The sequence below is a fragment of the Roseomonas sp. E05 genome (assembly GCF_030063475.1).
GTDB lineage: Bacteria > Pseudomonadota > Alphaproteobacteria > Acetobacterales > Acetobacteraceae > Pseudoroseomonas.
On sequence record NZ_JASIRT010000002.1, the window covers coordinates 33,541 to 57,857 of the forward strand.

The following is a 24,317-nucleotide window of genomic DNA, read 5'->3' on the forward strand; positions in this document are numbered from 1 at the left end:
GCCAGGGGGCGGCGGGCGGCCGGGAAGGAAGGAATGACCCGCCCAGAATGGACGCCATGGGCGCGGCTGAAAAGCCCGCCGGGCCGGATGGCGGGGTCGGCGGCAGGGGGCGCCGCTCACGTTGTCGAGCCGCCGCAGGCCGCTCCGGCCCGGTCCAGGGCCGGCGGAACGGTGCGGATGGCCTCTTCCGCCCGGGCGGCGCGGCCTGTGCTTGGCAGCGACCCGCATCTGCGCGAAGCTTCCCACAACCGGGGAGAACGGACAACCATGGCGAAGCGTGGCCTGCAATTCGGCATCTTTCTCGCGCCCTTCCACCGGCTCGGGGACAATCCCACCCTCGCCATGGCGCGGGACATCGAGATGATCGAGTGGCTCGACCGGCTCGGCTATGACGAAGCCTGGATCGGCGAGCACCATTCCGCCGGCTGGGAGATCATCGCCTCGCCCGAGCTGGTCATCGCCGCCGCCGCCGAGCGGACGAAGCACATCCGCCTCGGCTCGGGCGTGACGAGTCTGCCCTACCACCACCCCTTCCTGGTGGCACAGCGCTTCGTGCAACTCGACCACATGACGCGCGGCCGCGCCATGCTGGGCTGCGGCCCCGGCGCCCTGGTCTCCGACGCCTACATGCTGGGCATCGACCCCGCCACGCAGCGCCGCCGCATGGACGAGGCGCTGGAAGCCATCATGGCCCTGCTGGCCTGCGACAGGCCGGTGACGCGCAAGACGGACTGGTTCGAGATGAACGAGGCCCGCCTCCATCTCCGCCCCTACAGCGACCCGCATTTCCCGATCGCGGTAGCCAGCACCCTAACCCCGTCCGGCCCCACCGTGGCGGGCAAGCACGGCGTCGGCATCCTCTCGCTCGGCGCCGGCATGCCGGGCGGACCGGCGGCCTTGCCTGGCCAGTGGCGCATCGCCGAGGAGGCGGCGGCGAAGCATGGCAAGACCGTCAGCCGCGCCGACTGGCGGCTGGTGATGAACGTCCATGTCGCCGAGACCGACGAGAAGGCGATGGAGGAGGTGCGCGTCGGCGAGCGCATGGAGACCGTCACCTATTTCGAGGATGCGCTCGGCCGCCCCCCCGGCCGCTCGGAGGACCCGCTGACCGATGGCGTGAAGTCCGGCAGCACCCTGGTCGGCTCGCCGGAGACGGTGGCGCGCGGCATCGAGAACCTGATCGAGAAGAGCGGGGGCGGCTTCGGCGGCTTCCTGTTCCGCGCCAATGACTGGGCGGACCGGGAGCAGACCTGGCGCAGCTATGAGCTTTTCGCCCGCTGGGTGATGCCGCGCTTCCAGCAGTCGCTCGACACCGTCCGCTCCTCCCATGCCTGGGCGGTGGAGAACCGCAAGACCATCTTCAGCCCGAACGTGGAGGCGCTGCGCAAGGCCTTCACCGACGAGGGGCGCGCGGTGCCGGAGGGCTTCGACGCCCGCGCCTCCGGCGCGCGGGACAGCAGCCGCGCGGCGGATTGAGGCGCCGCCTCAGTCCAAGGAGGGGGCGGCCGCCTGCGCGCGCAGCGGCGGTCGGCCGGGCTGCAACCCGCTGAAGCTGACGGGCGCGCCGGCGAAGGCCGCGCGCAGCTCGGAAAGCGGCAGGTCGCGGCTGATCAGCACCACCGCCTCCTCGGCGCCCTTGGCGGCGGGAAGGGTGGCGGGCGGGGTGAACAGGCTGCCCACCGCCTGCACCAGCAGCGGCGCTGCCGAGGCGTGGGGATAGAGGAAGCCCTTCACCCGCAGCAGCCGCTCCCCGGCGAAGGCGGCGAGGTTCTCCAGGAAGTCGAACTTGTCGTCCAGCGTCGCCGCATCGGTGAAGCGCGCCAGGGCGGTGGCGATGCGCGGATGCGGCTGCGCGGCCGCCGCCGTGGGGGAAAGCGCCGCCCCGGAGGGCAGCGGCGCGGTGAAGGCCAGGGCGGCGCGGCGGGCGCGGTCCGCCTCCTCCACCAGCGTGGCGAAGGGGTTGGCCGTGCCGACCAGGGCGCGCGCCTCGGCCAGCGCCTGCGGCGCCGCGAGGTCGAGCCGCGTCAGCACGATGGTCGCCGCGGCGGCGAGCTGCGCCGCCACCTCCTCGAAATGCTTCGCCCGCTCGGCGGCCTGGCCGGCGTCGCAGGTGGCCAGCACCCGCACGCGCATGCCGAGCGGCGCCAGCGCGCCCAGCGTTCGCAGGATGGGGCCGGGCATGGAGAGGCCGCTGCATTCCAGCACGATCCGCCGGAAAGGCGGCGCGCTGCTCTCCGCCCGCGCCTCCAGCAGCGCGCCCACCGTCTCCACGAGGTCGTTGTTCAGCGAGCAGCAGACGCAGCCATTGGAGAGCATCGCCATCGGCAGGCGGCCGCTGGTGGCGATCACCGCGCCGTCGATGTCGATCTCGCCGGCCTCGTTGACGATGACCGCGGTGTCGGCCGCCTCCGGCAGCGCCAGCCAGTCCAGCAGCAGGCTGGTCTTGCCACTGCCGAGGAAGCCGGCCAGCAGCACGAACTCGCCCGGGGGAGCGAGCGCCAGGGCAGGGGCCTCGCTCATGCCTGTTCCGTCTCGCGCTCCTTCTGCGCCGCCACCGCGTCGCGGATATCGGCCAGCAGCGCATGCACGTCGAACACCACGCCGGCGCGGATGGTGTGGCGCAGCGCCTGCCGCCATTCCACCTGGCCGGTCTCGTCGTTCAGCCGCATCGCGCCGGTGCCGTAGAGCAGCTTGAAGTCGTTGAGCGGGTTCTCGTCCAGCACCAGCAGGTCAGCGGCCTTGCCGACCTCGATGCTGCCCGTCTCGTGCTCCAGCCCGCAGAGCGCGGCGCCCTGGATGGTGGCGCTGCGCAGCACCTCCAGCGGATTGAAGCCGGCCTCCTGCAGCAGCTCCAGCTCCCGCACATAGCCGAAGCCGAAGGTCTGGTAGATGAAGCCGGAATCGCTGCCGGTGCAGACGCGGCCGCCGCGATTCTTGTACTCGTTGAGGAACTGCATCCAGAGCCGGTAGTGCTGCTTCCACTCGATCTCGTTGGTGGTGGACCAGCGGAACCAGTAGGAGCCATGCCCGCCGCGCGCCGGCTGGAAGAAGCGCCACATCGAGGGCCAGGTGTAGGTATCGTGCCAGTCGGCGCGGCGGTAGCGCATCACGTCGCGGTTGGCGTCGTAGATGGTGTAGGTGGGCACGAAGGTGAAGTCGAGCTCCAGGAACTGCTCCATCACCTCGTTCCACTTGGCGCTGCCGGGCTCGGCGGCCTGCGGGAAGGTGCGGCCCGCGGTGGAGAAGCGGTAGTACTCGTCGTTGTAGTTGTACTCGGGCGCGTAGTCGCCGACGATGCGGCGCTCGTAGAGTGCTTCCGGCAGGCCGTAATAGTGCTCGGCGCTGGTCATGCCCCAGCGCGCGGTGGTCAGCGCGTTCATCCGCGTCACCGCCTGCTGCGCGTGGTGGCAGCCGGTGCGCAGGCCGAGCGCCTTGGCCTCGGCCAGCGCCGCCTGCATCAGCGCGGGCGGCGCGCCGAAGAACTTCACGCCATCGGCGCCGCGCTCGCGGATCGCCGCCAGCCAGGCGCGCGCCTGGTCCGGCGTGTGGATCGTCTTGAGCATGTCGTTGACGCCGGGGAAGTAGGGATGCGCCAGGATGCGCGGCGCGGCGATCTCGTTGGCCGCCGAGGCCTGCTTCTGCTGCAGCACCCAGCCCAGGCCGTTGAAGCAGCCCATCTCGCGGATGGTGGTGACGCCGTGCGCCAGCCACAGCTTGTAGACGTAGCTCGCCGGGGAGGCGCCGCCATGCAGCCCGTGATAGGGCACGCCGATATGCGCGTGGCAGTCGATCAGCCCGGGCGTGACGAAGCGGCCATGGCAGTCGATCTCCTCGGCGCCATCGGCGGGCGGGCGGCGCGTCGGGCTGATCGGCTTGCCCGGCACGCCGACCGGCACGATGGCGGCGATGCGGTCGCCCTCGATGACGATGTCGGCCGGACCCCAGGGCGGCGCGCCGGTGCCGTCGATGACCGTGGCGCCGCGCAGGATCAGCCGGCGGAAGGGACCGGTGCCGTGCTCCATCGCGGTGGCCGGCGCCAGCGGCGGCATGCCGTTCTTCGCGTTGCGGGCGGTCATTTCCTCGCCGGGAGCGGCGGCGGCGATCGGGTCGTCGGTCATGGACGGTTCCTCCAGAACTAAGGCCGGGGCCAGGGGCGCTGCCCCTGGACTCCGCTGGGGGAACTGAGTTCCCCAGCCCCCAGCGGGGAAGTTCAGAAGGGGCGGTGCCCCTTCTGGTGGTCAGCGCCGGTAGCGGCGCCCGATCAGTGCCGAGCCGACCAGCGTCAGCACCATGGTGGCGAAGAGCAGGATGAAGGCCAGTGCCGCGCCGAAGGGCCAGTTGTTGCCACGCACGAACTGGTCGTACACCGCCGGCGCCATCATCTTGAACTGCGGCCCGCCGAGCAGCACGGGCGTGGCATAGGCGTTCATGCACAGGATGAACACCAGCACCGAGCCCGCCGCCACGCCTGGGATCGCCAGCGGCAGCACCACGCGGCGGAAGGCGGTGAGCGGCCGCGCGCCGAGATTGGCCGCCGCCTCCTCCGTCTGCCGCGGGATGCCCTCGATCACCGCCGAGAGCGTGAGGATCATGTACGGCAGCACCACCGCGACGATGCCCACCACCACCGCGAAGGCGTTGTAGAGCAGCGGCAGCGGCGCTTCGATCAGGTGCAGCCCGCGCAGCGCGGCGTTGATCGCGCCCTCGTTGCCGAGCAGCGCGATCCAACCGGCCGAGCGCACGACATTGCCGACCAGCAGCGGAAACAGGATCAGAATGGTGGCGATGCTCTTCCAACGGCTCTGCATCCGCGCCAGCCAATAGGCGGTGGGGAAGCCGAGCGCGAGGCAGAGCAGTGTGCAGCCCAGCGCCACCACCATCGTGGTGAGCAGGACCGAGCGGTAATAGGGGTCCTGCACCGCACGGATGTAGTTCTCGGGGCTCATCGCCTCCACCATCATCTCGGTGGGGCTAAACTGGTTCAGCGAGATGCGGGCCAGCAGCAGCATGGGCGCCACCATGAGCAGCACCACCAGCAGCCCCGCGGGGAGGATGAGCGCCGCCATGCCTCAGGCCTTGAACTGCTTGTTCCAGAAGTCGAGATACTCGTTCAGGTGCTGCTGGAGATATTCGTAATCCGGCGTCACCAGGCGGTTCTGCTCCTCCTCGGAGAGGCTGATCTCCTGCGCCAGGTCCGCGTCCAGCTTGGCGTCCTTCACCGTCGGCAGATAGCCCATCTGGCGGGCGAAGCCGGTCTGTGCCTTCGCGTCCAGCATGGCGTCGAGATAGGTGTAGGCGTTGTCCAGGTTGCGGGCGTTCTTCGGAATGGCCGCCTCGAAGACGATGGAATAGGCGCCTTCCTTCGGCACCACATGCTTCACCGGAATGCCGCTCTGCTTCCACATGAAGCCGCGCGCCAGCCACATCGGCGTCAGCCAGACCTCCTCGGACTTCAGCGCGGCCGCCAGCGCCTCGTTCGACGGATAGACCTTCGCGTCGAGCTTGCGCATCTCCATCAGCATCTTCTCGGCGGGCTTGTAGTCGTGCACGCCGCCGCCGCCGGCCATCGCCGCCGCCAGGGTGTTGGTGTTGTAGAGGATGTCCGAGAAGCCGACGCGGCCCTTGTACTTCGGGTCCCACATGTCGGCGAAGGCGGTCGGCTTGGTCGTCACCTTGGCCGGGTTGTAGAGCAGCACCAGCGCCGAATAGATGTGCGGGATGGCGTAGGGCTTCTTCAGTGCCGGGATGATCGCGTCCGCGCGGCTCAGCTTGCCCATCTCCAGCGGCTGCAGCGCGTTCTGCTGCGAGATCAGGTACATGTCGGTGTCGGAGAGGCAGGCCACGTCGAAGGTGCCGCGGCGCGTCTGGCGCTCGGCCAGCAGCTTGGTCTTGCGCGGGTCGGCATTGGCGACGTCCTGCAGCACCTCGATGCCCTTGGGCTGCACGATCGGCTCGTCGATGTTCTGGCGCAGCAGGTTGCCGTAGTCGCCACCCCAGGTGCCGATGACGACGCGGCCATCGGCGGCGCGGGCGATGCCCGGCAGGCCGGCGGTGAGGGCGGCGGCGCCCCCGGAAAGTGCCAGACGGCGGGTGATGGTCATGTCTCTTGTCTCCCTGTTATCGGCGATTCATTGGGCCGGCAGCAGCCGGGCGGCGGCGGGATCCCAGGTGAGCGCGACGGCATCGCCCGGGGCCAGGCGGCGCAGCGGGTCGCCCTCCGGCGGGGTCGCCCGGATCACCACGAGCGACGTCCCGGCATAGTCCACCACATATTCAGTCTGCGCGCCCAGATAGGTGACGGCTTCCAGCCGCGCGGCGCCCTCGCCGGGCGCGGCGGCGGCCAGGGCGATGCGCTCCGGCCGCAGGGCCAGTACCCCGCCGGTGCCGACGGGCGCCGCGGCGGTGGTGCAGGGCAGCAGGGCGCCGCCCCTGGCGCGGAACCCGGCTGTGCCCTCGGGCTGGCCCTCGATCAGGTTGCAGCGGCCGACAAAGCCGGCGACGAAGGGGTCGCGCGGGCTTTCGTACAGTTCCTCGGCGGTGCCGACCTGCCGCACCCGGCCGCGCTCCATCACCACCAGACGGTCGGCCATGGTCAGCGCCTCCTCCTGGTCGTGCGTGACGATCAGGGTGGTCAGGCCGAGGCGCTGCTGCAGGCTGCGGATCTCCATCCGCACCTCGCCGCGCAGCTTGGCGTCCAGGTTGGAGAGCGGCTCGTCCAGCAGGAACACGGCAGGGTTCACCACCAGGGCGCGGGCCAGCGCCACGCGCTGCTGCTGCCCGCCCGAGAGCTGGCCGGGCAGGCGGTCGGCCAGGTGGTCGAGCCGGACCAGCCGCAGCGCCTCCATCACCCGCGTCTCGCGCTCGGTCCGGCCGACGCGGCGCATCTCCAGCCCGAAGGCAACGTTCTGCGCCACGCTCATATGCGGGAACAGCGCGTAGGACTGGAACACCATGCCGGTGTCGCGCGCATAGGGCGGCCGGCGCGTCACGTCCTGCCCGGCGATGCGCACATGGCCTGCACTCGGGGTGATGAAGCCGGCCACCATGCGCAGCGTCGTCGTCTTGCCGCAGCCGGAGGGGCCGAGCAGAGCGACCATCTCGCCCTGCCGCACCTCCAGATCGACGTCCTCCACCGCCACCGTGCCGCCATACCGCTTGGTCAGCGCCTCCAGCACCAGATCTCCCATCAGCGCGCTCCTTTGGTGCGGGTCACGGGGCCGGTCATACGACCCTCGACAGTTTCACGAAGCGGTCGGTCAGCAGCATCAGCGCGGCCACCAGCACGATCTGCACGGTGGCGACGGCGGAGAGCGTCGGGTCCATGCGGAACTCCAGGTAGCTCAGCATGGCGACCGGCAGGGTGGTGCGCCCGGGCCCGACCAGCAGCAGCGTCAGCTCCAGGTTCTCGAAGCTCTGGATGAAGGAGAACAGCGCGGCGGCGACGATGCCGGGCCGCATCATCGGCAGCGTCACGCGCCAGAACACCGTCAGCGGCCGGGCGCCGAGATTGGCCGCCGCCTCCTCGGCCGAGCGGTCAAGCCCGGTGAGGCTGGCCGAGACCAGCCGCACCGACCAGGGGATGGTCAGCAGCACATGCGCGGCGACCAGCCCCTCCAGCGTGGCGGTGATGTCGCGGTCGAGCCAGAACTCGGCGCGCAGGTAGAACATGAACAGCGCCGTGCCGCCGACCACGCCGGGCACCGCCAGCGGCCCGAGCAGCAGCGCGTTCAGCGCGCCCTTGCCGCGGATGCGGCTGCGCTGCAGCGCCAGCGCGGCGGCGGTGCCGAGCGGCACGCCGATCAGCGTCGCCAGCGCCGCCACTTGCAGGCTGGTGACGAAACCGCGGGCGAATTCCTGCTGGCTCCACGCATTGACGTACCAGCGCAGCGTCAGCGCCTCCGGCGGAAAGGTGACGATCTCCTGCCGGAAGAAGCTGATGGTGATGACGGTCAGGACCGGCGCCAGCATCAGCAGGAAGGCGAAGGCGATGCTGCCGCGATAGAACGCGCGGCGGAGCAGGAGCGAGCCCATCACGGCCGCTCCCGCACGACCGGGCCACGCGGTGCAAAGGGCTGCTTCGTCATCGGCTGCACTTCCGCCTCACCACCGCGCCTGCTTGACCACGGCGCCGCCCTTCAGGATCAGCGGCATGTGGCGGCCCTGACCGGTCAGCAGCGAAAGGTCCGCCAGCGGGTCGCCGTCCACCACGATCAGGTCGGCATGCGCGCCAGGCGCGACGCAGCCGATCTCGCCCTCCATGCGGCAGAGCCGCGCGGCAATCCAGGTCGCCGAGGCGATCACCGCCTGCGCCGGCATCACCCGGCCGCGGATGACGAATTCCTCGGACTGGTGGCGGTGCATCGGCCCGAGCAGGTCGCTGCCATAGGCCATGGGCAGTCCGGCGCGCTGCATGATGGCAAGCGATTCCATCCCGGCGAGCCGCACGTCGTCCACTTTCGCCACCGCCTCCGGGCCGATGCCCAGCGCCTCGCCCTCCTCGGAGAGCTTGTCGTAGGTGACGAGGGTCGGCACCGCCACCGCACCGCGCTCGGCGGCGAGGCGCGCTGTCGCCGCGGTAATCAGGTTGCAGTGCTCCAGCGAATGCACGCCGCACTCGACGGCGCGGCGGATCGCCGCGTCGGTGTAGAGATGCGCCGAGACATAGGTGCCGGCATTGCTTGCCTCCTCCACCACCGCCGTGATCTCCTCGCGGGAGAAGCCGAGGAAGTGGATCGGGTCGGTGGGCGAGGCGACGCCGCCATTGGCCATGATCTTCACGAAGCGGGCGCCGGCCTTGATCTCCTCGCGCGCCGCCTGCCGCACGGCCGGCACGCCGTCGCAGAGCCGGCCGAGCGCGCCGAGGCGGCGGGAGAAGCGCGGCGGCGTGTCGTCGAAGGGGCCGCGGAAGTCGCAATGGCCGCCGGTCTGGCTCAGCGCCTTGCCGGAGATGATCAGGCGCGGGCCGAGCACCGTGCCTTCCTCCACCGCCAGCGCTTGGCCGAGATCGGCGCCGCCGACATCGCGCACGGTGGTGAAGCCGCGCATCAGCATTTCGCCCTGCAGGCGGATGGAGCGGGCAGCCACCAGCGAATCCGGTAGCATGGCGTTGCGTGCCAGGCTGGCCTCGACCGCCACAACATGCACGTGGCAGTCGATCAGCCCGGGCATCAGCACACGACCGCCGAGGTCGATCGTCTCGGCCCCCGCCGGCGGGCGCGCGCCGGGCGAGACCTCACGGATACGGCCGCCTTCGATCACCACCCCCTGCGGGGGAGTCGGCTCGGGCGCGGTGCCGTCAACGATGCGGGCATTGGCAAGAAACATGGCGGGCATGAGCAGACTCTGTCTTCCGAAGTCAATGGGCCGGGATGAAGCAGGGCGTGCGGCGGACGATTCGCCCGCCGTGCTTCCGCTCCGCCCGTCATTCCCTGTCCTCTTGCCTGCCTCCCTGGCGGGCGGGCCGCATGGGAGCCGCCGGGACACAAAGAGGCAAGCCGGTTTTTCCCTTTTGAGGCGCTTTCGCGGGCGGGCTTTGCCACAAGGCTGGGCACCGGCTGCGCCGGATGGAGGCAGCCGGGCGCCTGGAGGGTCTGTACGCCCCGGGGCAGCGGCGCCGGAGCACACTGCCCGGCGGCCGCCTCGCTGCAGCCGGCCCGGCGGTCAGGCCGGGCGAGCTGCAGCGGCCCGGCTGGCCTCCAGTGCCCGGCGGAGAATCAGCGGGATCATGCCGCCGGCCTGCACCAGCGTGACCTCGCGGGCGGTGTCGAGCAGGGCGGTGGCGACCGCCGCCCGCCGCTCGCCGGAGGCACGCCGCAGGACGATCGGAACCTCCGCACGCGGCGCGAGCGCCGCCAGATCCCAGCGCAGCTCGATCGTGTCGCCGGGTGCGAGACCCAGCGCCTCGGGGTGCCAGTCGGCGGGGAGCTTCAGCGGCAGCACGCCCATGCCCACCAGGTTGGCGCGGTGAATGCGCTCGAAGCTGCTGGCCAGCACCGCGCGGGCGCCGAGCAGCTGCGCGCCCTTCGCCGCCCAGTCGCGCGAGGAGCCGGTGCCGTAGCGCTCGCCGGCCAGCAGCACCACGGGCAGCCCGGCCTCGGCATAGCGGGCGGCGGCACGCCAGACCGGCAGCACCTCGCCGCTGGGGGCAAACACCGTCTGGCCCGGCTTCAGCCCGGCGCGCAGATGGTTGACCACCGTGCGGTTCACGAACAGCCCGCGCAACATCACCTCCCAGTTGCCGCGGCGGGCAGCATAGACATTGAGGTCGCGCGGGTCCTCGCCATGCTCCACCAGCCAGGCCGCCGCATCGCTCGTGGGCGCGATGGCGCCGGCGGGGGAGATGTGATCGGTGGTGATGTCGTCGCCGAGCACCATCAAGGGGTGCGCCTGCAGTGTGCCGCTCGCCGCAGCCTCACCCCGGGCGAAGCGCACGAAGGGCGGACGGCGCAGATAGGTCGAGGCCGGGTCCCAGGGAAAGCGCGGCGTCGCCGGGGCCTCCAGCGCCGCCCAGCTGGCGGAGGCATCGGCCGCGGCCCCGGCCTGGGCGATGTCGGCCGGGTCGAGCCCGGCGGTGGCGGCCTCGATCTCGCTGCTGTGCGGCCAGAGATCGCGCAGAAAGACCGGGTGCCCGCCGGCGTCCCGCGCCAGCGGATCGCGGGTGACGTCGAGGCACGCCCTGCCGGCCAGCGCATAGGCCACCACCAACGGCGGGGAGGCGAGCAGCCCCGCTTCCAGTTGCGCGTGCACGCGGCCAGGGAAGTTGCGGTTGCCGGAGAGCACCGCAACCGGCTTCAGGCCGTTCTGCTCCATCGCCCGCTGCAGGGCGGGCAGCAGCGGGCCGGAATTGCCGATGCAGGTGGCGCAGCCATAGCCGGCGATGCCGAAGCCCAGCGCCTCGAGGTCCGCCAGCAGCCCCGCCCGCCGCAGCCGCCGCTCGGCCGAGGGCGAGCCGGGGGTGAGGGAGGTCTTCACCCAGTCCGGCACCGCCAGCCCCCGTTCCCGCGCGCGCCGGGCCACCAGCCCGGCGGCGGCCAGCAATGCGAAGTCGGAGGTGTTGGTGCAGGAGGTGATCGCCGCGATCGCCACGGCATCGGAGGGAATGCCGCCGGACGGCTCGCCACTGGCGGCGGTGCCGTTCGCCGCCAGCGCGGCGGGCACTTCGGCGGGCGCCAGGCGGTCCTGCGGCCGGCGCGGCCCGGCGAGGGAAGGGCCCAGCGTCGAGAGGTCCAGCTCCAGGGTCCTCGTGTAGCGTGGCGCATTGGCCGGGTCGTGCCAGAGGCCCTGCGCCTTCGCATAGGTCTCGACCAGGGCGACCTGTGCGGCGTCCCGCCCGGTGGCGCGCAGATAGGCCAGGGTTTGCCCGTCGATCGGGAATATGCCGGTCGTGGCACCGTATTCCGGCGCCATGTTGGCCACCACCGCGCGCTGCCCGGCCGTCAATGAGCCCAGCCCCGGCCCGAAGAACTCGACGAACTCGCCTGCAACCCCTGCCTTGCGCAGCAATGCCGTCACCGCGAGCGCCAAGTCGGTGGCGAAGCTGCCCTCCGGCAGCGCGCCGCTCAGCCGCACGCCGAACACTTCGGGCACCCGCAGCGAGACCGGCACGCCGAACATCACCCCCTCGGCCTCGATGCCGCCGACGCCCCAGCCCAGCACGCCGATGCCGTTGATCATCGGCGTGTGGCTATCGGTGCCGACGAGCGTGTCCGGCACCGCCCAGGTGGCGCCGTCCCGCTGCTCGGTGGTGATGACGGTGGCCAGCCGCTCCAGGTTGATGGTGTGCATGATGCCGGTGCCCGGCGGAAAGACGCGGAAGCCGCGCACCGCCTGCGCCGCCCACTTCATGAATCGGTAGCGCTCGGCGTTGCGCTCCATCTCGCGCGCCATGTTGCACGCGAGCGCATCCGGCGCGGCGGAGATGTCCACCGCCAGCGAGTGGTCGGTCGAGGTCGCGACCGGCACGGAAGGGTTGAGCAGGGCGGGATCGCCGCCGGCCTCGGCCAGCGCGTCGCGCATGGCGGCGATGTCCACCAGCGCCGGGCCGCAGGTGGTGTCGTGCATCAGGATGCGGAGCGGCGCGAAGGGGATCTCCGCCGCGCTGGTGCCGGTCTCCAGCCAGTCCAGCAGCGCTTGGCGGCCGGTGGTGCGCACCTCCGGCTCGGGTTGCCGCAGCAGGTTCTCCAGCAGAACGCGGTGGCACCAGGGCATGCGCGTCAGGGCAGGGCCGGCGGCGGCGCGCAGGTCCACGATCCGGCACCGGCCGAAGATGCCCTCCAGAAGGGTGGTGGGAACGGCGGATGGGCTGGACGGCATGCTTCCTCCGGGGCGGGCCTCGGCGGCCGCATCGCTGGCATCCTGTAGTTTATCGGTATAGAAGGCACAAGGCGGTGGCGGCATGCGTCGCCCGCGCCGCCGATCCGCCGGGGCTTTCATGTCGCGTCCGCCTGCCGTCACGTTGCACCGCAAGCTCGCCCGCGCCATCCTCGCGCATCTGCGGACCAGTGCGGCCGAGCCCGGCCTGCGGCTGACCGAGACCATGCTCGCCGGCGCCGTCGGCACCTCCCGCGCACCGGTGCGCGGCGCCATTGCCCTGCTGGCCGAACTGGGCGTGCTGGAGCGGGAGGCGCGCCGGCTGGTGCTGCGGCGGCTGCCCGAGGCGGGCGAGGCGGCCATTCCGCTGGATGCGGAGGAAGCGGAGGCGGAACGCCTCTACTGGCGGCTGGCGCGGGAGCGGCTGGCCGGCGCACTGCCGGAGCTGGTCGGCGCCGCCGATCTCGCGCGTCGCTACGGCGCCCCGCGCGCCGTCATCGAGCGCGTGCTGCAACAGGCGGCGGGCGAGGGATGGATCGAGCGCAGCCCGGCGGGCGGCTGGCGCTTCCTGCCGCTGATCGAGGGGCAGGCGGGCCAGGACGAGGCCTACCGCTTCCGTCGCGCCATCGAGCCCGCGGCGCTGCTGGACCCCGGCTTCGCCCTGCCGGCCGCTGTCGCCGCGCGGCTGCGGCGGGAGCAGGCGGCGCTGGCGGCGCGGGACCCCCGCAGCCTCGGGCCGCGTGAGGCCTTCGAGGCCAATTCCGGCTTCCACCTGGCGCTGATGCAGGCCTCCAACAACCGCTTTTTCGCCGATGCGGCGCAGCGCCTGACGCGGCTGCGGCGGCTGATCGGCTATGTCATCGCCGCCGACCAGGAGCGGCTGGTGAGCCAGTTCCGCGAGCACCTGGCCATCCTCGACCGGGTGGAGGCAAGGGAGATGGAGGCCGCGGCCGCGCTGATGCGGCGGCACCTCGACGCCGGCCGCGCCGCCAAGGACCGCCTGCTGGCCCAGGGGCTGCCGGAACCGCGCGGCGGTGCCTGAACGCGGCGGCGGCTTCCCATCCGGCCCGATCGCCGGGACACTCGCCGGGCGAATCCGCCAGTCCCACCCCACGGAAGGAACCGCCGCATGGCACGCTTCAAGAGCGATCACATCCATCTCCGCAGCCCCGACCCGGAGGCGGCGGCCCGCTTCTACGCCGAGGTGCTGGAGGCCACCGAGGTCACCCGGGTGAAGAACGGCGAGGCGCTGCGCATCGTCATGGACCTGGGCGGCCTGGCGCTGTTCATCGAGCAGGTGCCGGCCAGCACGGTGGCGGCACCGCCCGCGCCCTTTGTCGGCATCGAGCATATCGGCCTCGCCGTCACCGGCTTCGACGGCATCGTCGCCGAGCTGAAGGGCAGGGGCGTGCGCTTCCTCGCCGAGCCGAGCAGCCCGCGCCCCGGGATCAAGATCGCCTTCATCGAGGGCCCGGATGGCGTTCGCATCGAGTTGCTGGAGCGCAGCGCCGGCTAGTGTCCCGATCGCGAAGTTCGCGTAGTCCGAAGGACTGTGCGATCAGGACACTAGGGTTCCGGCGCCACCCGCGTCGGCAGCAGGGCACCCGCGCTGCGCAGCACCGGATAAGCCGCGGCCTCCACCAGATGCGCGTTGACGCGCTTGAGGTCGCGGATCAGGTCCAGGTGCAACGTATCCACCTCGGCGAGGCCGCCACGGCCGCCACGCAGGGCGGCGAAATGCGCCTGCATCGCCGCCAGCTCGATGGTGCGGAACTGCTCCTTTTCCTCCGCCAGCCGCCGCGCCGCCCGTTGATCCTCGGTCAGGAACAGCGAGGCGGCGAGACCGAGATTGGCGCCCAGCACCAGCACCGCCTCCGGTCCCACCACGCCACGCCCGCCCAGCGCCGAGGCCAGCACCCCCCCCAGAGCAGCAGCGCCACGATGCCCGCCAGGTCCAGCAGCGTCAGGATGATGGTCATGCGCGCCTCCCGCTCCGCCGGCCCCCCCCCCGGAGGGGCCGTGCCATGAACCCAGGCGCTGCGGCGAGGCCGGCGCGGTCCGGGCGGCGGTCAGCGCCGGCTTCGCCGCAGCGCTGCGCCTATCTTCGCCGCGAGGTCCCGCATGGTGAAGGGCTTGGTCATCACCTCCATGCCAGGGTCCAGCGTGGCGCTGCCGACTGCCGCCTTCTCGGCAAAGCCGGTGATGAACACCACCTTCAGCTCGGGGCGCCGCACCCGCGCGGCATCGGCGAGCTGCCGTCCGTTCATTCCCCCGGGCAGGCCGACATCGGTCAGCAGCAGATCCACCCGTGCATCCCCTTCCAGGATGAGCTGGGCGGCCGCCCCGTCCTGCGCCTCGAGAACCGTGTGGCCAACCTCGCGCAGCGCTTCCGCCATCAGGATGCGGATGACCGGTTCGTCATCCACGATCAGCACGGTCTCGTTGCGCCGGGCCCGCCCGAGGGGTGCCGCGCCCTTGCCGCTGCCCTGATCGCCGGCGGTGCCGCGGTAGCGCGGCAGGTCAATCTCCACCATGGTGCCGCGGCCCGGCTCGCTGGCGATATGGACCTGCCCGCCGCTCTGCCGCGCGAAGCCGTAGACCATGGAGAGCCCGAGCCCGGTGCCCTGGCCGAGCGGCTTGGTGGTGTAGAAGGGGTCGAAGGCGCGCTCGACCACCTCCGGCGGCATGCCGGTGCCGGTGTCGGTCACGCGGAGGGCGACATACTGCCCGGGCTTCAGGTCCCGCGCCGGCGGCCTGCCATAGCGGAAATCGGCGTTCTCCGTGCCGATGACCAGCCGGCCGCCGTCCGGCATGGCATCGCGCGCGTTGATGCAGAGGTTCAGCAGGGCGTTCTCGATCTGGTGCCGGTCGCAGTGCGTCAGCCAGAGATCCGCGGCGGTGGCGATCTCGACCCTGATGGCCGGCCCCACGGTGCGGCGGATCAGCTCCTCGATCTCCCTTACCAGCCGGTTCAGGTCCGTCGGCTGGGGATCGAGCGCCTGCCGCCGCGAGAAGGCGAGGAGGCGATGGGTGAGGGCGGCAGCGCGGTCGGCGGCACCGCGGGCGAGGCGGATGTAACGGTCCAGCTCCTTGAACCGCTCCTGGGCGACGCGCGTCTGCAGCATCTCCAGCCCGGCGATGATGCCGGCGAGCAGGTTGTTGAAGTCGTGCGCCAGCCCGCCGGTGAGCTGGCCCACCGCCTCCATCTTCTGCGAGTGCCGGAGCTGCTCCTCGGCCTGGGCCAGGGCGAGCGCCTGGTCCTTTTCCGCCGTGACGTCCCGCCCGACCAGGTAGAGCAGCCCGCTCTCGGCGGAAGCGCTCCAGGAGACCCAGCGATAGTCGCCGGAGGCGGTGCGCAGACGGCTCTCGTGGTGCAGCGCCTCCTCGCCGGCCAGGAGGCGCGCGATCTCGGCATGCATCGCCGCGCGGTCCTCCGGATGGGTCAGGCAGTCCGGGTTGCGCCCGAGAAGCTCGGCCTCGCCCCAGCCGAGAATCCGCGTCCAGGCCGGGTTGACGCTGAGCAGGGTGCCGCGCGCATCGGCGATGCCGAGCATGTCGCGGCTGAGCCGCCAGATGCGGTCGCGTTCCCGGGTGCGCTCCTCGACGCGCTCTTCCAGCGTGTCCTTGAGTTGCCGGATGGTTTCCTGCGCGCGGTGCTCCGCATCCACATCGGTCGAGCCGCCGAACCAGCGCAGGATCTCGCCGGTATGCGGGTCGCGGTGGGGTTCGCCGACAGTGAGCAGCCAGCGATAGTCGCCGGTGGCGGTGCGCAGGCGGTGGTTGACGCGGAAGCCGCCGCCCGCCGCCTGCGCTTCCCGCCAGGCATCCAGCGTCGGCGCCACGTCGTCGGGATGCAGGAGGTCGAGCAGGCAACGGCCCGCGAGGCCCTCCTCGACCGAGAGGCCGGTGAACTCCGTCCAGCGCCGGTTGAGGAAGTCCAGCCGCCCCTCCGCGTCCGCCTGCCAGACGATCTGCGGCACGCTGTCGGCCATCAGGCGCAGCCGCGTCTCGCTGTTCCGCAGCGCCTGGAGGAAGTGCTCCTCGGCCAGGCTGCTCAAGCCGCCGCTGATGATGCCGACCAGGAGTTGCGCCAGCGCGGCATCCTGCTCGGTGAAGGCGTCGCGCCGGCTGGAGGCCAGCTTCAGCACCGCGGCGAAGCCGTCGCGGCGTGGCACGGGCACGGCGATGACCGCGCTGATCGCGAGCTTCCGGTGCAGGGCGTGGTCGAGGCGCGCATCGGCCAGGACATCGTTGCACAGCAGCATGCGGCGTTCGTCCAGGCAGCGGCCGGACAGGGTTCCCTGGCGGGGGATGCGCGTCCCCACGGCGCAGGGACCGCCCACCGCGCGGTAGATCAGCTCGTCACCTTCCGGCGTCTCCACGCAGGCGCTTTCCGCCGCGCCGATCACCCCCATGGCGGCGGAGACCACCGCCCGCCAGATCGTCAGTGCGCTTCCAGGGCCGCGCATCACCACCTGCTGGGCGGCGAGGAGCGTTTCGTAGTCCGCCGTCCGCGGCGCCTCGCCGCCGGCATGCAGCATCTTGACGTGGCCGGCATGCTCGCCTTCCGCACTGCGCAGCGACGTCACCTCGCTCCCGGCCCAGAAGCGGCCGCGATCCTGCCGCAGGCGCCGGTCGTGCTCTGCGCGCGCGCCTTCCTCGGCAGCCCGGCGCATCCCGGCCTGCGGCCGGTCTTCCTCGACATCCTCGGCACTGAAGAGGCGGCTGATGCCGCGCCCCAGCATCTCCGCACGGCTCCAGCCGAAGAGCTGCTCCGCGCCGGGGTTCCAGCCCGTCACGCGGCCGTCCAGGTCGGTGGTGATGATGGCGTACTCGGATGCGCTGGCGGAGCGGGGCTGCCCCGGCACCGCGGGTTCGGCGCCGCGCTGCGGCGCGAGCAGAGTGCTGGCCTGCGCAGCGAGGCCCCGCAGCAGCCGGACCTGCCGTGCGCTCAGGCCGCCGGGGCGTGGCTGCGTATCGAAGACGCAGAGGGCGCCGACCGGCTGCCCCTCCCGCTCCAACGGTGCCCCCGCGCAGAAGCGGATGGCCGGCACGCCGGCCGCCTGGGAATTCGTGGCCCGGCGGGGACCCTGCCCGGCGTCGGTCACGACCAGGAGCTTCGCCTCGCGCAGGACCCGTGCGGCGAAGGCGGCCGCCTCCGGCAGGTCGGCCTGATGCAGCCCGACCCAGGCCAGCACGGCCGGCCTCGCCCCGGGAGGCAGATGGATGGCGGCCATCGACAGATCGAAGGCGTCGGCGGCCAGTTGCGCCAGTGCGCCGAAGGCGGCCTCGCCGGGTGTTCCTGGCGGGCCGGATCGCCCACCCCGGGCGGGGTGCTGCGCCCCGGTGGCGGCCGATGAGGAGCGCAACCCTATCATCCGCGGCCACCCCGCAGGCCGGGCCACACCTTGGCGGGACTCTGTAGGGCAGGAGAGCCGGGCATGTCCCCCATGGAAACTTCTGGACCTCCCCGGACTGTGTGTACCCGCGATCGCCGCTTCCCCCGCAGGGCGGAGCCGCCTTGTGGCCTCCTTGCGACGCGCGACGCACGCCGCGCATTGCGCTGAGCCCCCTTCGGGCGGTCCCGTAAAAGCTGGCCGGGGCGGGAGTCTCTGCTGCCTTCCCCGGCGTGCTGGGAAGTGTAACGGATTCGTGGGCCGTTGAGGCAGAGAATCATGACCCCATCGGGGTAGCCCGCATGGGATTCGCCGCCGGTGGCGGCGCGAGCACCAGTCTCCTTCGCTGCCGGAGGCGAGGAACTCGCCGCCCCAGGCGCCTGGCCTGCCCCCTACTGGATCAGGCCGCCATAAACCCAGCCAAGCATGGTCCCATCCGGCAAGGCGACACGCAGCCAGCCCTCGCTGTTCTCGATGATGCGGACCGGGGTTCCGCCCGGCACGACCCGCAGGATCGGCGCTCCCCCGAAGGGCGCCGCGCGCACGTTCGAGTCCTGGGTGACGATCCCGGGGCGCCACATGCCGCCGAGCTGGCCGCTGACAGGGGCCTGGGCAGCCGGGGGCGGCTCGCTGGCAGGAGTCTGGGCGGCCGGGGGTGAGGACGGCGCCGGCTCGGGTTGCACCGGCGCCGGGCTGGGCGCGGGGGCCGGGCTGGGTGCCCCCGTGGCGAGATCGGGTGGGGGAGGCGCGGGCGGGGGCGGCAGCGGAAGATCCGCCTCGCCGCCGCGCGACGAGGGCGGCGTGGCCAGGGTTGCTTCCGGCGCGGTGGGCGGCGCCGCGGGGCGCTCGGGCTCGGCCGGCAGCGCGCGCGGCGGCGGCGCTTCAGCGGCGGGCGGCCGCGCGGGCACGGCGGGGGCGGGCGGGGCGTCCTGGCCGGTGGCCAGCATTCCCAGCAGATAGGCGGCGGCCAGGGCGGGAGGCACGGCCAGCCAGCCCCAGACCAGGCCGGGGTGGCGGCCAGGCTCCGGGGTGGAGCGGCGCGCGCTCAGGGGGGCCGCCGGGCGCGGGGGCGCAGGCCGCGGCGGCTGCGGTTGCTGCGGCTGCACCTGGCTGGCCGCAGGCACGGCGACGGGCGCGCTGAGCTGCCGATAGGGATGCAGCATCTTGTAAGGGCAGCCGGCCAGCACCTCGATATAGGCGCGATAGGCCACGACGAAGGCGCCTCCCAACGCCGCATTGCTGATGGCCAGCGATTTCAGCAGCCCATCGCCGCTGACGTCGATGCGCATGTACTGCGCCAGCGGCCCGGCCTCGGTCTGGCCGACGATCTCGGCATCGCCGGAGGGCGTGCTCTCGACGAAGCGGAAGCTGCCGACATCCATGGCGATGCGGCGGCCCTCGATCACCCGCTCGCTGCCATAGAAGAAGCCGGGCAGGAATTCCCAGAAACCCACGCCCATCAGCACGACCGTGAGGCAGTCCTTCTCGATGCCTGCCTCGGGCACCGCCGCCACGGAGAGGCCACGCGGCTCGCGGGGGGCCATTTCCCCGTCCGGGCCGCTGCGATGCACCATTTCGAACACCATGCCGGCCTCGGCGAGGTCGGTGGCGGCGCGCACGAAAGCTTCGTAGGCCTGCCGCAGGGCCGGGTCCTGCAGGGCGGCGCGGGCCTGCGGCAGGATGGCGCGGCGGCGCTCGCTGGTGGCGGGCTGCGGGCCGAACTCGCCAGTGAGCGCAGGATCAAGCGGATGCTGCGCGGTCGCGGGCTCGGGGGCAGGCTTCGGCAGCTCCGGCTTCGGCGGGGCGGGGCGTGCTTGCCGCGCCGGTCCGGCAGAATCGGCCCCCGGGCGGGGCTGGGAGCTGTCAGGCGTATGCAGGCGGGAGAGCATGGCGAACCCTTCGCACAGAAGATTCCCGCGTCAAGACGCCGGCTTGGCGGAGTGACCGTGATCGCGTGCAAATCATTGCCAGCACCGCGCCGCTCCCCGCGAGAGAGACGCCGCACCACGGAAGCAAAAGGCAAGGCCGAGCTTGCCGTGAATTGTTCGGCCTCGCGACCGCTTTCTTGTCCGTGAGGTGCAGGCCATCCTCACATCCTCGTTAGGACTGCCGGAAGGTCATGAGGAACTCTCTGGCGAGCAGGCCGAAAGCCTGACCTGGTGACCGGAGGGTATTGCTCCCATGAACGTGTCCGTACAACGCGTCCTGGGCGCAGAGTGCCGATTGAGCAATTCTGTCCATAATGTTAGAAAAATTCCATGGAACATCCATGTTTCCCGGCGACCGCCTCCGGGGCGGCCAGTCCGCCATAGATCACCCGTTCCAGTCGTCGCGTGGCCAGGAAAGGGCAGGCATCGCCTGCCTCCGGCGGGGCTGATCCGCCGCGTCGAGTCCACTCCCTCCACACCGACGACCCTGTGCGCCGCCAATGCGATGGCGCCCGCTTCTTCCGATTCCGCCGACCCGAACCGAGATGCGCCGCGCAGCTCTGCTGCATGCGCGCCCGACCGAAGGGGCCGACAGTGTCCGATCAAGGATCTTCCCTGCGCAACGGAACCGCTTCCGCCGACCGGGCGCCGCGCCGCGCCGGCCGGCCGGCCATGCGCTTCCTCTCTGCCTTCCTGCTGCTGGTGCTGGGCGGGATCGCCGCCGCCGCTGCGGCGCATGTGGCGCTGGCACGCAAGGGGCTGCTGCCGCCGCCGCCACTCGCCGCCACCTGGTGCATCGACGAGAAGTTCGCCTATTTGCGTGAGGTGCCGCTCGAGCAGTTCACGCTTTTCGCCATCGGTTCCTCGGCCACCTGGCGCAACCTGGACATGCCGCTGCTGGAGCGGCGCCTGCCCGGCACGCGGGCGCTCAATGCCGCGCCCTGCTACCTGCATATCGACCAGACCGCCTATATGGCCGAGTTTCTGCTGGAGCGCATGCCGCGGGTGGACACGGTGCTCGCCGTCGTCGCGCCGCGCGACTTCGAGGCCTGCCCCGCCAGCCAGCGCGCCTTTTTCGACCCGCATCTCGGCGGCGCCTATCTCGGCGGTGAGGTGCCCTCCTGGCTGCCCTACATCACCGGCCTCCGCCCGATCTATCTGGCGCGCGAGGCGATCGAGCAGGAGAACCTGCCGCCCGGGCCGGAGGCCGTCGCCTTGGACGGCCGCGGCTCCAGCATCCTGCGCAAGCCGCATTTCTGGCGCCCCGCGCCGGCCTTCGATCCGGTCTGCTACGAGGGGCTCGCCGCGTTGGAGGAGGCGGTGACGTCACGGGGGGCGCGGCTGGTCGTTGCCAGTCTGCCCGTGATGCCGGAATGGGGCGAGCGTTTCGACCCTGACGGCACCCTGGTCGAGACCTGGCTGCGCGACATGCGGGCGGCGCTGCGGCAACCCGAGACCCTGCTGCTGGATGGCCGTGCGCTGGATTGGGGTGACGAGCGCTTCGCCGACCCGGTGCATCTCCTCTATCCCCACCATACGCCCTTCACCGAGTTCATCGCCCGCGCCATGGCCGGACAGGCGGGGAGCTGAGCGCCATGCTGTTCAACTCCCACGTCTTCATCCTGCTCTTCCTGCCGGTGACCCTGGCCGGGTTCTTCCTGCTTGGCGGCCTGCGGGACATGCGGCCGGCGCGGCTCTGGCTGCTCGCGGCCTCGCTGGTCTTCTACGGCTGGTGGAGCCTGACCTATCTCGGCCTGCTGCTCGGCTCGCTGCTGGTGAACTATGCGCTGGGCCGGCGCATCGGCGCCATCCGCGCGCGCGCGCCGGGGCAGGCGAAGACGCTGATGCTGCTCGGCGTCGCAGCCAATGTCGGCCTGCTCGCCTGGTACAAATACGCGCTGTTCATCGCCGACAACGTCACGGCGCTGACCGGGCTGGAATTCGCGGTCGGCGGCGTGGTGCTGCCGCTGGCCATCTCCTTCTACACCTTCCTGCAGATCGCCTATCTCGTGGACACGCGGAACGGCCGCGCCGAGGACTACAGCTTCCTCGACTATGCGCTGTTCGTGACCTTCTTCCCGCACCTGATCGCCGGCCCGATCGTGCACCACCACGAACTGATCCCGCAGTTCCACCGGCGCGCCATCTACCGCTTCCAGCCGGAGGACGTGGCGGCGGGGGTGGCCTTCTTCGCCATCGGGCTGCTCAAGAAGCTCGTCATCGCCGATCCCGTCGGGGCGTTGGCCACGCCAGTCTTCCAGGGCGCGGCGGCGGTGCCGCCCGGCCTGCTGGAAGCGTGGCTCGGCACGGTCGCCTTTTCCGTCGGGCTCTATTTCGACTTCTCCGCCTATTCCGACATGGCGATCGGCCTCGCCCGCATGTTCGGCGTCCAGTTCCCCTACAACTTCAACTCGCCCTACAGAGCGACCTCCATCATCGACTTCTGGCGCCGCTGGCATATGACGCTGTCGCGCTTCCTGCGGGACTACGTCTACATCGCGCTCGGCGGCAGCCGGCGCGGCGCGCTGCGGCGGCACGCCAACCTGATGGTCACCATGCTGCTGGGAGGGCTGTGGCACGGCGCGGGCTGGACCTTCGTGATCTGGGGCGGGCTGCACGGCGCCTATCTGCTGGCGAACCATGCCTGGCGATCGGCCGGGCAGGGCGGGCGTCTCGGCCCGCGCGCGGCGCAGGCGCTGACGTTGCTGGCGGTGATGGTCGCCTGGGTGTTCTTCGCCGCGCCGGACCTTGGCGCCGCGATGGCGGTGCTGGGCGGCATGGCCGGGCTGAACGGCACCCTGCAGCCCGGCACGGCCGCGCTGCTCGGCGCCGCGCTGCAGGACGGCCCGGGCGGGGTGGTGGCGATCACCGGCGGCATGGCGCTGCTGAGCGGCACGCTGAGCCTGCTGATCCTGGGCGGCGCGCTGCTGGTGATCTTTGCCGCGCCCAACACGCAGGAGATCGTGGACGGCCGGGCGGCGGCGCCAGACGAGCCGCAGCGCTGGCGCGCCTTGCGCTTCCGGCCGCGCGTCGCCTCCGCCTGCACCGCCGCGGCCGCCTTCCTGCTCGCCCTGGCGCTGATGGCCGACGTCAAGGAGTTCGTCTACTTCCAGTTCTGAGGGGAGGTCCGGGAACCTCAGGTTTCTGGCGGAGGGGCCGGGAGGCGGAGCCTCCCGGAGGCCGGGGCCCCGTGCGGCGTGCATTGCGGCCCGCCGCCGGTGGGTCATGGCCGCCGCCGCCGCCGCGGCGTAGCCTGAGCGCGTGCGTGACGATTCGACACCCCCCGAGCCCAAGCTTCCCGATCCCCGGGTGATGGCCGCCATCGTGGCCAGCGCCCTGTTCATGCAGAACCTCGATGGCACCGTGGTGGCCACCGCCCTGCCGGCGATGGCGCGCTCGCTCGGCGAGGACCCGCTGGTGATGGGGGTGGCGATCACCTCCTACCTGGTGGCGCTCACCGTCTTCATTCCGCTCAGCGGCTGGGTGGCGGACCGCTTCGGCGCGAAGCAGGTCTTCATGGGGGCGATCGCCACCTTCACCCTGGCCTCGGCCTTGTGCGGCCTGTCCGGCGGGCTGGCGGAGCTGGTGGCGGCGCGCGTGCTCCAGGGCCTGGGCGGGGCGATGATGGTGCCGGTCGGGCGCCTGCTGTTGCTGCGCCGCATCCGCAAGGAGGAGCTTCTCTCCGTCACCACCTGGCTGACCATGCCCGGCCTGCTCGGCCCGCTGCTCGGCCCGCCGGTGGGCGGCCTGCTGACCGACCTGATCTCCTGGCGGGCGGTGTTCTGGATCAACATCCCGGTGGGCCTGCTTGGCCTCCTGCTGGTCTGGCGCATCATCCCCGCGCTGCCGGCCAGCCTGCCGCCGCCGCCGGACCTGCGCGGGCTGACGCTGGTCGGCGCCGCGCTCGCCTGCCTGATGTTCGCCTTCGAGACGCTCGGCCGCGGCCTGGTGCCGGGCGGCGTGGCGGAGGGAATGCTCGTGCTCGGGCTGGTGCTGACCGTCATCGCCGTGCGGCACTGCCTGCGGGCGCGGAACCCGGCGCTGGACTTCAGCCTGATGGCCATCCCCAGCTTCCGCGTCCCCAATGTCGCGGGGGTGATCTTTCGCGTGGGCGCCGGGGCGGTGCCCTTCCTGGTGCCGCTGACACTGCAGCTCGGCTTCGGCGCCAGCGCGGCGCAGAGCGGCATGATCAGCTTCGCCACCGCGCTCGGCGCCTTCGCCATGAAGCCGATGGCGAAATTCGCGCTCGGCCGCTTCGGCTTCCGCAACGTTCTGGTCTGGAACGCGGTCTGTGCCTCGGCGGCGATCGCCGCCTGCGCCGCCTTCCGGCCGGGCTGGCCGACGGCGGCGGTGTTCATGGTGCTGCTGGTGGGCGGCCTGTTCCGCTCGCTGCACTTCACCACGCTCAACACCCTGGCCTATGCCGACGTCCCCCAGGAGAAGCTTTCGGCCGCCACCAGCCTCTACAGCACGGCGCAGCAGCTGCCGCAGGCGCTCGGGGTGGCGGTGGCCTCGGCGGTGCTGCAGACGAGCGTCGCGCTGGGCGGGCGGACAATGGCGGCCATGCCGGACTTCACCGCCGGCTTCCTGGTGGGCGCGCTGCTGACCCTCAGCGCCGCGCCGCTGGCCGCCCGGCTGCCGAAGGATGTCGGCGCGGGGATCGTCCGCGGGCGGCGTTGAGAAG

17 protein-coding genes are annotated in these 24,317 nt (G+C 71.9%); 6 read left to right on the top strand and 11 right to left on the bottom strand.

Translation table 11 applies throughout. The features are described from left to right. The first annotated feature begins 267 nt into the window (after positions 1-267). Positions 268-1,476, top strand: coding sequence for an LLM class flavin-dependent oxidoreductase (locus tag QMO56_RS02620; protein WP_283523481.1), 1,209 nt, complete (start codon positions 268-270; stop codon positions 1,474-1,476). A gap of 9 nt (positions 1,477-1,485) precedes the next feature. Here the strand turns inward: QMO56_RS02620 and QMO56_RS02625 are convergent, their stop codons facing one another. The 8 genes from QMO56_RS02625 to acnA all read right to left on the bottom strand — a co-directional run bounded on the left by QMO56_RS02625 (position 1,486) and on the right by acnA (position 12,312). After that, the gene (locus QMO56_RS02625) at positions 1,486-2,520 is read right to left on the bottom strand and encodes a GTP-binding protein (RefSeq protein ID WP_283523482.1); all 1,035 of its coding nucleotides are present in this window, start codon (positions 2,518-2,520) and stop codon (positions 1,486-1,488) included. Continuing rightward, entirely contained in the window at positions 2,517-4,118 is a 1,602-nt protein-coding gene (locus tag QMO56_RS02630) for an amidohydrolase family protein (protein WP_283523483.1), read from the bottom strand. The genes QMO56_RS02625 and QMO56_RS02630 overlap by 4 nt, the downstream gene beginning before the upstream one ends. Positions 4,119-4,238: 120 nt before the next feature. Then, positions 4,239-5,066 carry an ABC transporter permease gene (locus QMO56_RS02635; RefSeq protein ID WP_283523484.1) on the bottom strand — a complete coding sequence of 276 codons (828 nt, stop codon included), beginning with the start codon at positions 5,064-5,066 and terminating at the stop codon, positions 4,239-4,241. A 3-nt stretch (positions 5,067-5,069) separates the two neighbouring features. Then, complete coding sequence (locus QMO56_RS02640) at positions 5,070-6,101, bottom strand: extracellular solute-binding protein (protein WP_283523485.1); 1,032 nt, start codon at positions 6,099-6,101, stop codon at positions 5,070-5,072. Positions 6,102-6,128: 27 nt separating this feature from the next. Beyond that, positions 6,129-7,187: an ABC transporter ATP-binding protein gene (locus tag QMO56_RS02645; RefSeq protein WP_283523486.1), complete on the bottom strand. Its 1,059-nt coding sequence runs from the start codon at positions 7,185-7,187 to the stop codon at positions 6,129-6,131. A gap of 34 nt (positions 7,188-7,221) precedes the next feature. Then, a complete protein-coding gene (locus QMO56_RS02650; RefSeq protein ID WP_283523785.1) occupies positions 7,222-8,031 on the bottom strand; it encodes an ABC transporter permease in 810 nt (269 codons plus the stop codon). Positions 8,032-8,100: 69 nt separating this feature from the next. Further along, entirely contained in the window at positions 8,101-9,333 is a 1,233-nt protein-coding gene (locus tag QMO56_RS02655) for an amidohydrolase family protein (RefSeq protein WP_283523487.1), read from the bottom strand. Positions 9,334-9,660: 327 nt separating this feature from the next. Then, positions 9,661-12,312 (bottom strand): aconitate hydratase AcnA, encoded by a 2,652-nt coding sequence (gene acnA, locus QMO56_RS02660; RefSeq protein ID WP_283523488.1) that lies wholly within the window; start codon positions 12,310-12,312, stop codon positions 9,661-9,663. 118 nt (positions 12,313-12,430) lie between these two features. On the opposite strand from acnA, the gene QMO56_RS02665 reads away from it, so the two are divergent. Together QMO56_RS02665 and QMO56_RS02670 are read left to right on the top strand one after the other, a co-directional pair. Then, complete coding sequence (locus tag QMO56_RS02665) at positions 12,431-13,351, top strand: GntR family transcriptional regulator (RefSeq protein WP_283523489.1); 921 nt, start codon at positions 12,431-12,433, stop codon at positions 13,349-13,351. Positions 13,352-13,438: 87 nt separating this feature from the next. Next, complete coding sequence (locus QMO56_RS02670; RefSeq protein WP_283523490.1) at positions 13,439-13,825, top strand: VOC family protein; 387 nt, start codon at positions 13,439-13,441, stop codon at positions 13,823-13,825. A 50-nt stretch (positions 13,826-13,875) separates the two neighbouring features. Here QMO56_RS02670 and QMO56_RS02675 read toward each other — a convergent pair whose 3' ends face one another. The 3 genes from QMO56_RS02675 to QMO56_RS02685 all read right to left on the bottom strand — a co-directional run bounded on the left by QMO56_RS02675 (position 13,876) and on the right by QMO56_RS02685 (position 19,594). Next, entirely contained in the window at positions 13,876-14,226 is a 351-nt protein-coding gene (locus QMO56_RS02675) for a hypothetical protein (protein ID WP_283523491.1), read from the bottom strand. 152 nt (positions 14,227-14,378) lie between these two features. Then, on the bottom strand, positions 14,379-17,678 hold the full coding sequence (locus QMO56_RS02680; RefSeq protein ID WP_283523492.1) for a PAS domain S-box protein: 3,300 nt from the start codon (positions 17,676-17,678) through the stop codon (positions 14,379-14,381). A 419-nt stretch (positions 17,679-18,097) separates the two neighbouring features. Further along, the gene (locus QMO56_RS02685; protein WP_283523493.1) at positions 18,098-19,594 is read right to left on the bottom strand and encodes an SH3 domain-containing protein; all 1,497 of its coding nucleotides are present in this window, start codon (positions 19,592-19,594) and stop codon (positions 18,098-18,100) included. A 711-nt stretch (positions 19,595-20,305) separates the two neighbouring features. Here QMO56_RS02685 and QMO56_RS02690 point away from each other — a divergent pair. The 3 genes from QMO56_RS02690 to QMO56_RS02700 all read left to right on the top strand — a co-directional run bounded on the left by QMO56_RS02690 (position 20,306) and on the right by QMO56_RS02700 (position 24,313). Continuing rightward, positions 20,306-21,223: a hypothetical protein gene (locus QMO56_RS02690; RefSeq protein ID WP_283523494.1), complete on the top strand. Its 918-nt coding sequence runs from the start codon at positions 20,306-20,308 to the stop codon at positions 21,221-21,223. A gap of 5 nt (positions 21,224-21,228) precedes the next feature. Next, the gene (locus tag QMO56_RS02695; protein WP_283523495.1) at positions 21,229-22,752 is read left to right on the top strand and encodes an MBOAT family protein; all 1,524 of its coding nucleotides are present in this window, start codon (positions 21,229-21,231) and stop codon (positions 22,750-22,752) included. Positions 22,753-22,894: 142 nt separating this feature from the next. Continuing rightward, on the top strand, positions 22,895-24,313 hold the full coding sequence (locus QMO56_RS02700) for an MFS transporter (protein WP_283523496.1): 1,419 nt from the start codon (positions 22,895-22,897) through the stop codon (positions 24,311-24,313). Positions 24,314-24,317 lie beyond the last annotated feature (4 nt).

Excerpts from the sequence above, each read along its gene's own strand:
- QMO56_RS02620 (WP_283523481.1), top strand. The coding sequence starts at position 268 with ATGGCGAAGCGTGGCCTGCAATTCGGCATCTTTCTCGCGCCCTTCCAC.
- QMO56_RS02625 (WP_283523482.1), bottom strand. The coding sequence starts at position 2,520 with ATGAGCGAGGCCCCTGCCCTGGCGCTCGCTCCCCCGGGCGAGTTCGTG.
- QMO56_RS02630 (WP_283523483.1), bottom strand. The coding sequence starts at position 4,118 with ATGACCGACGACCCGATCGCCGCCGCCGCTCCCGGCGAGGAAATGACC.
- QMO56_RS02635 (WP_283523484.1), bottom strand. The coding sequence starts at position 5,066 with ATGGCGGCGCTCATCCTCCCCGCGGGGCTGCTGGTGGTGCTGCTCATG.
- QMO56_RS02640 (WP_283523485.1), bottom strand. The coding sequence starts at position 6,101 with ATGACCATCACCCGCCGTCTGGCACTTTCCGGGGGCGCCGCCGCCCTC.
- QMO56_RS02645 (WP_283523486.1), bottom strand. The coding sequence starts at position 7,187 with ATGGGAGATCTGGTGCTGGAGGCGCTGACCAAGCGGTATGGCGGCACG.
- QMO56_RS02650 (WP_283523785.1), bottom strand. The coding sequence starts at position 8,031 with ATGGGCTCGCTCCTGCTCCGCCGCGCGTTCTATCGCGGCAGCATCGCC.
- QMO56_RS02655 (WP_283523487.1), bottom strand. The coding sequence starts at position 9,333 with ATGCCCGCCATGTTTCTTGCCAATGCCCGCATCGTTGACGGCACCGCG.
- acnA (WP_283523488.1), bottom strand. The coding sequence starts at position 12,312 with ATGCCGTCCAGCCCATCCGCCGTTCCCACCACCCTTCTGGAGGGCATC.
- QMO56_RS02665 (WP_283523489.1), top strand. The coding sequence starts at position 12,431 with ATGTCGCGTCCGCCTGCCGTCACGTTGCACCGCAAGCTCGCCCGCGCC.
- QMO56_RS02670 (WP_283523490.1), top strand. The coding sequence starts at position 13,439 with ATGGCACGCTTCAAGAGCGATCACATCCATCTCCGCAGCCCCGACCCG.
- QMO56_RS02685 (WP_283523493.1), bottom strand. The coding sequence starts at position 19,594 with ATGCTCTCCCGCCTGCATACGCCTGACAGCTCCCAGCCCCGCCCGGGG.
- QMO56_RS02690 (WP_283523494.1), top strand. The coding sequence starts at position 20,306 with ATGCGCTTCCTCTCTGCCTTCCTGCTGCTGGTGCTGGGCGGGATCGCC.
- QMO56_RS02695 (WP_283523495.1), top strand. The coding sequence starts at position 21,229 with ATGCTGTTCAACTCCCACGTCTTCATCCTGCTCTTCCTGCCGGTGACC.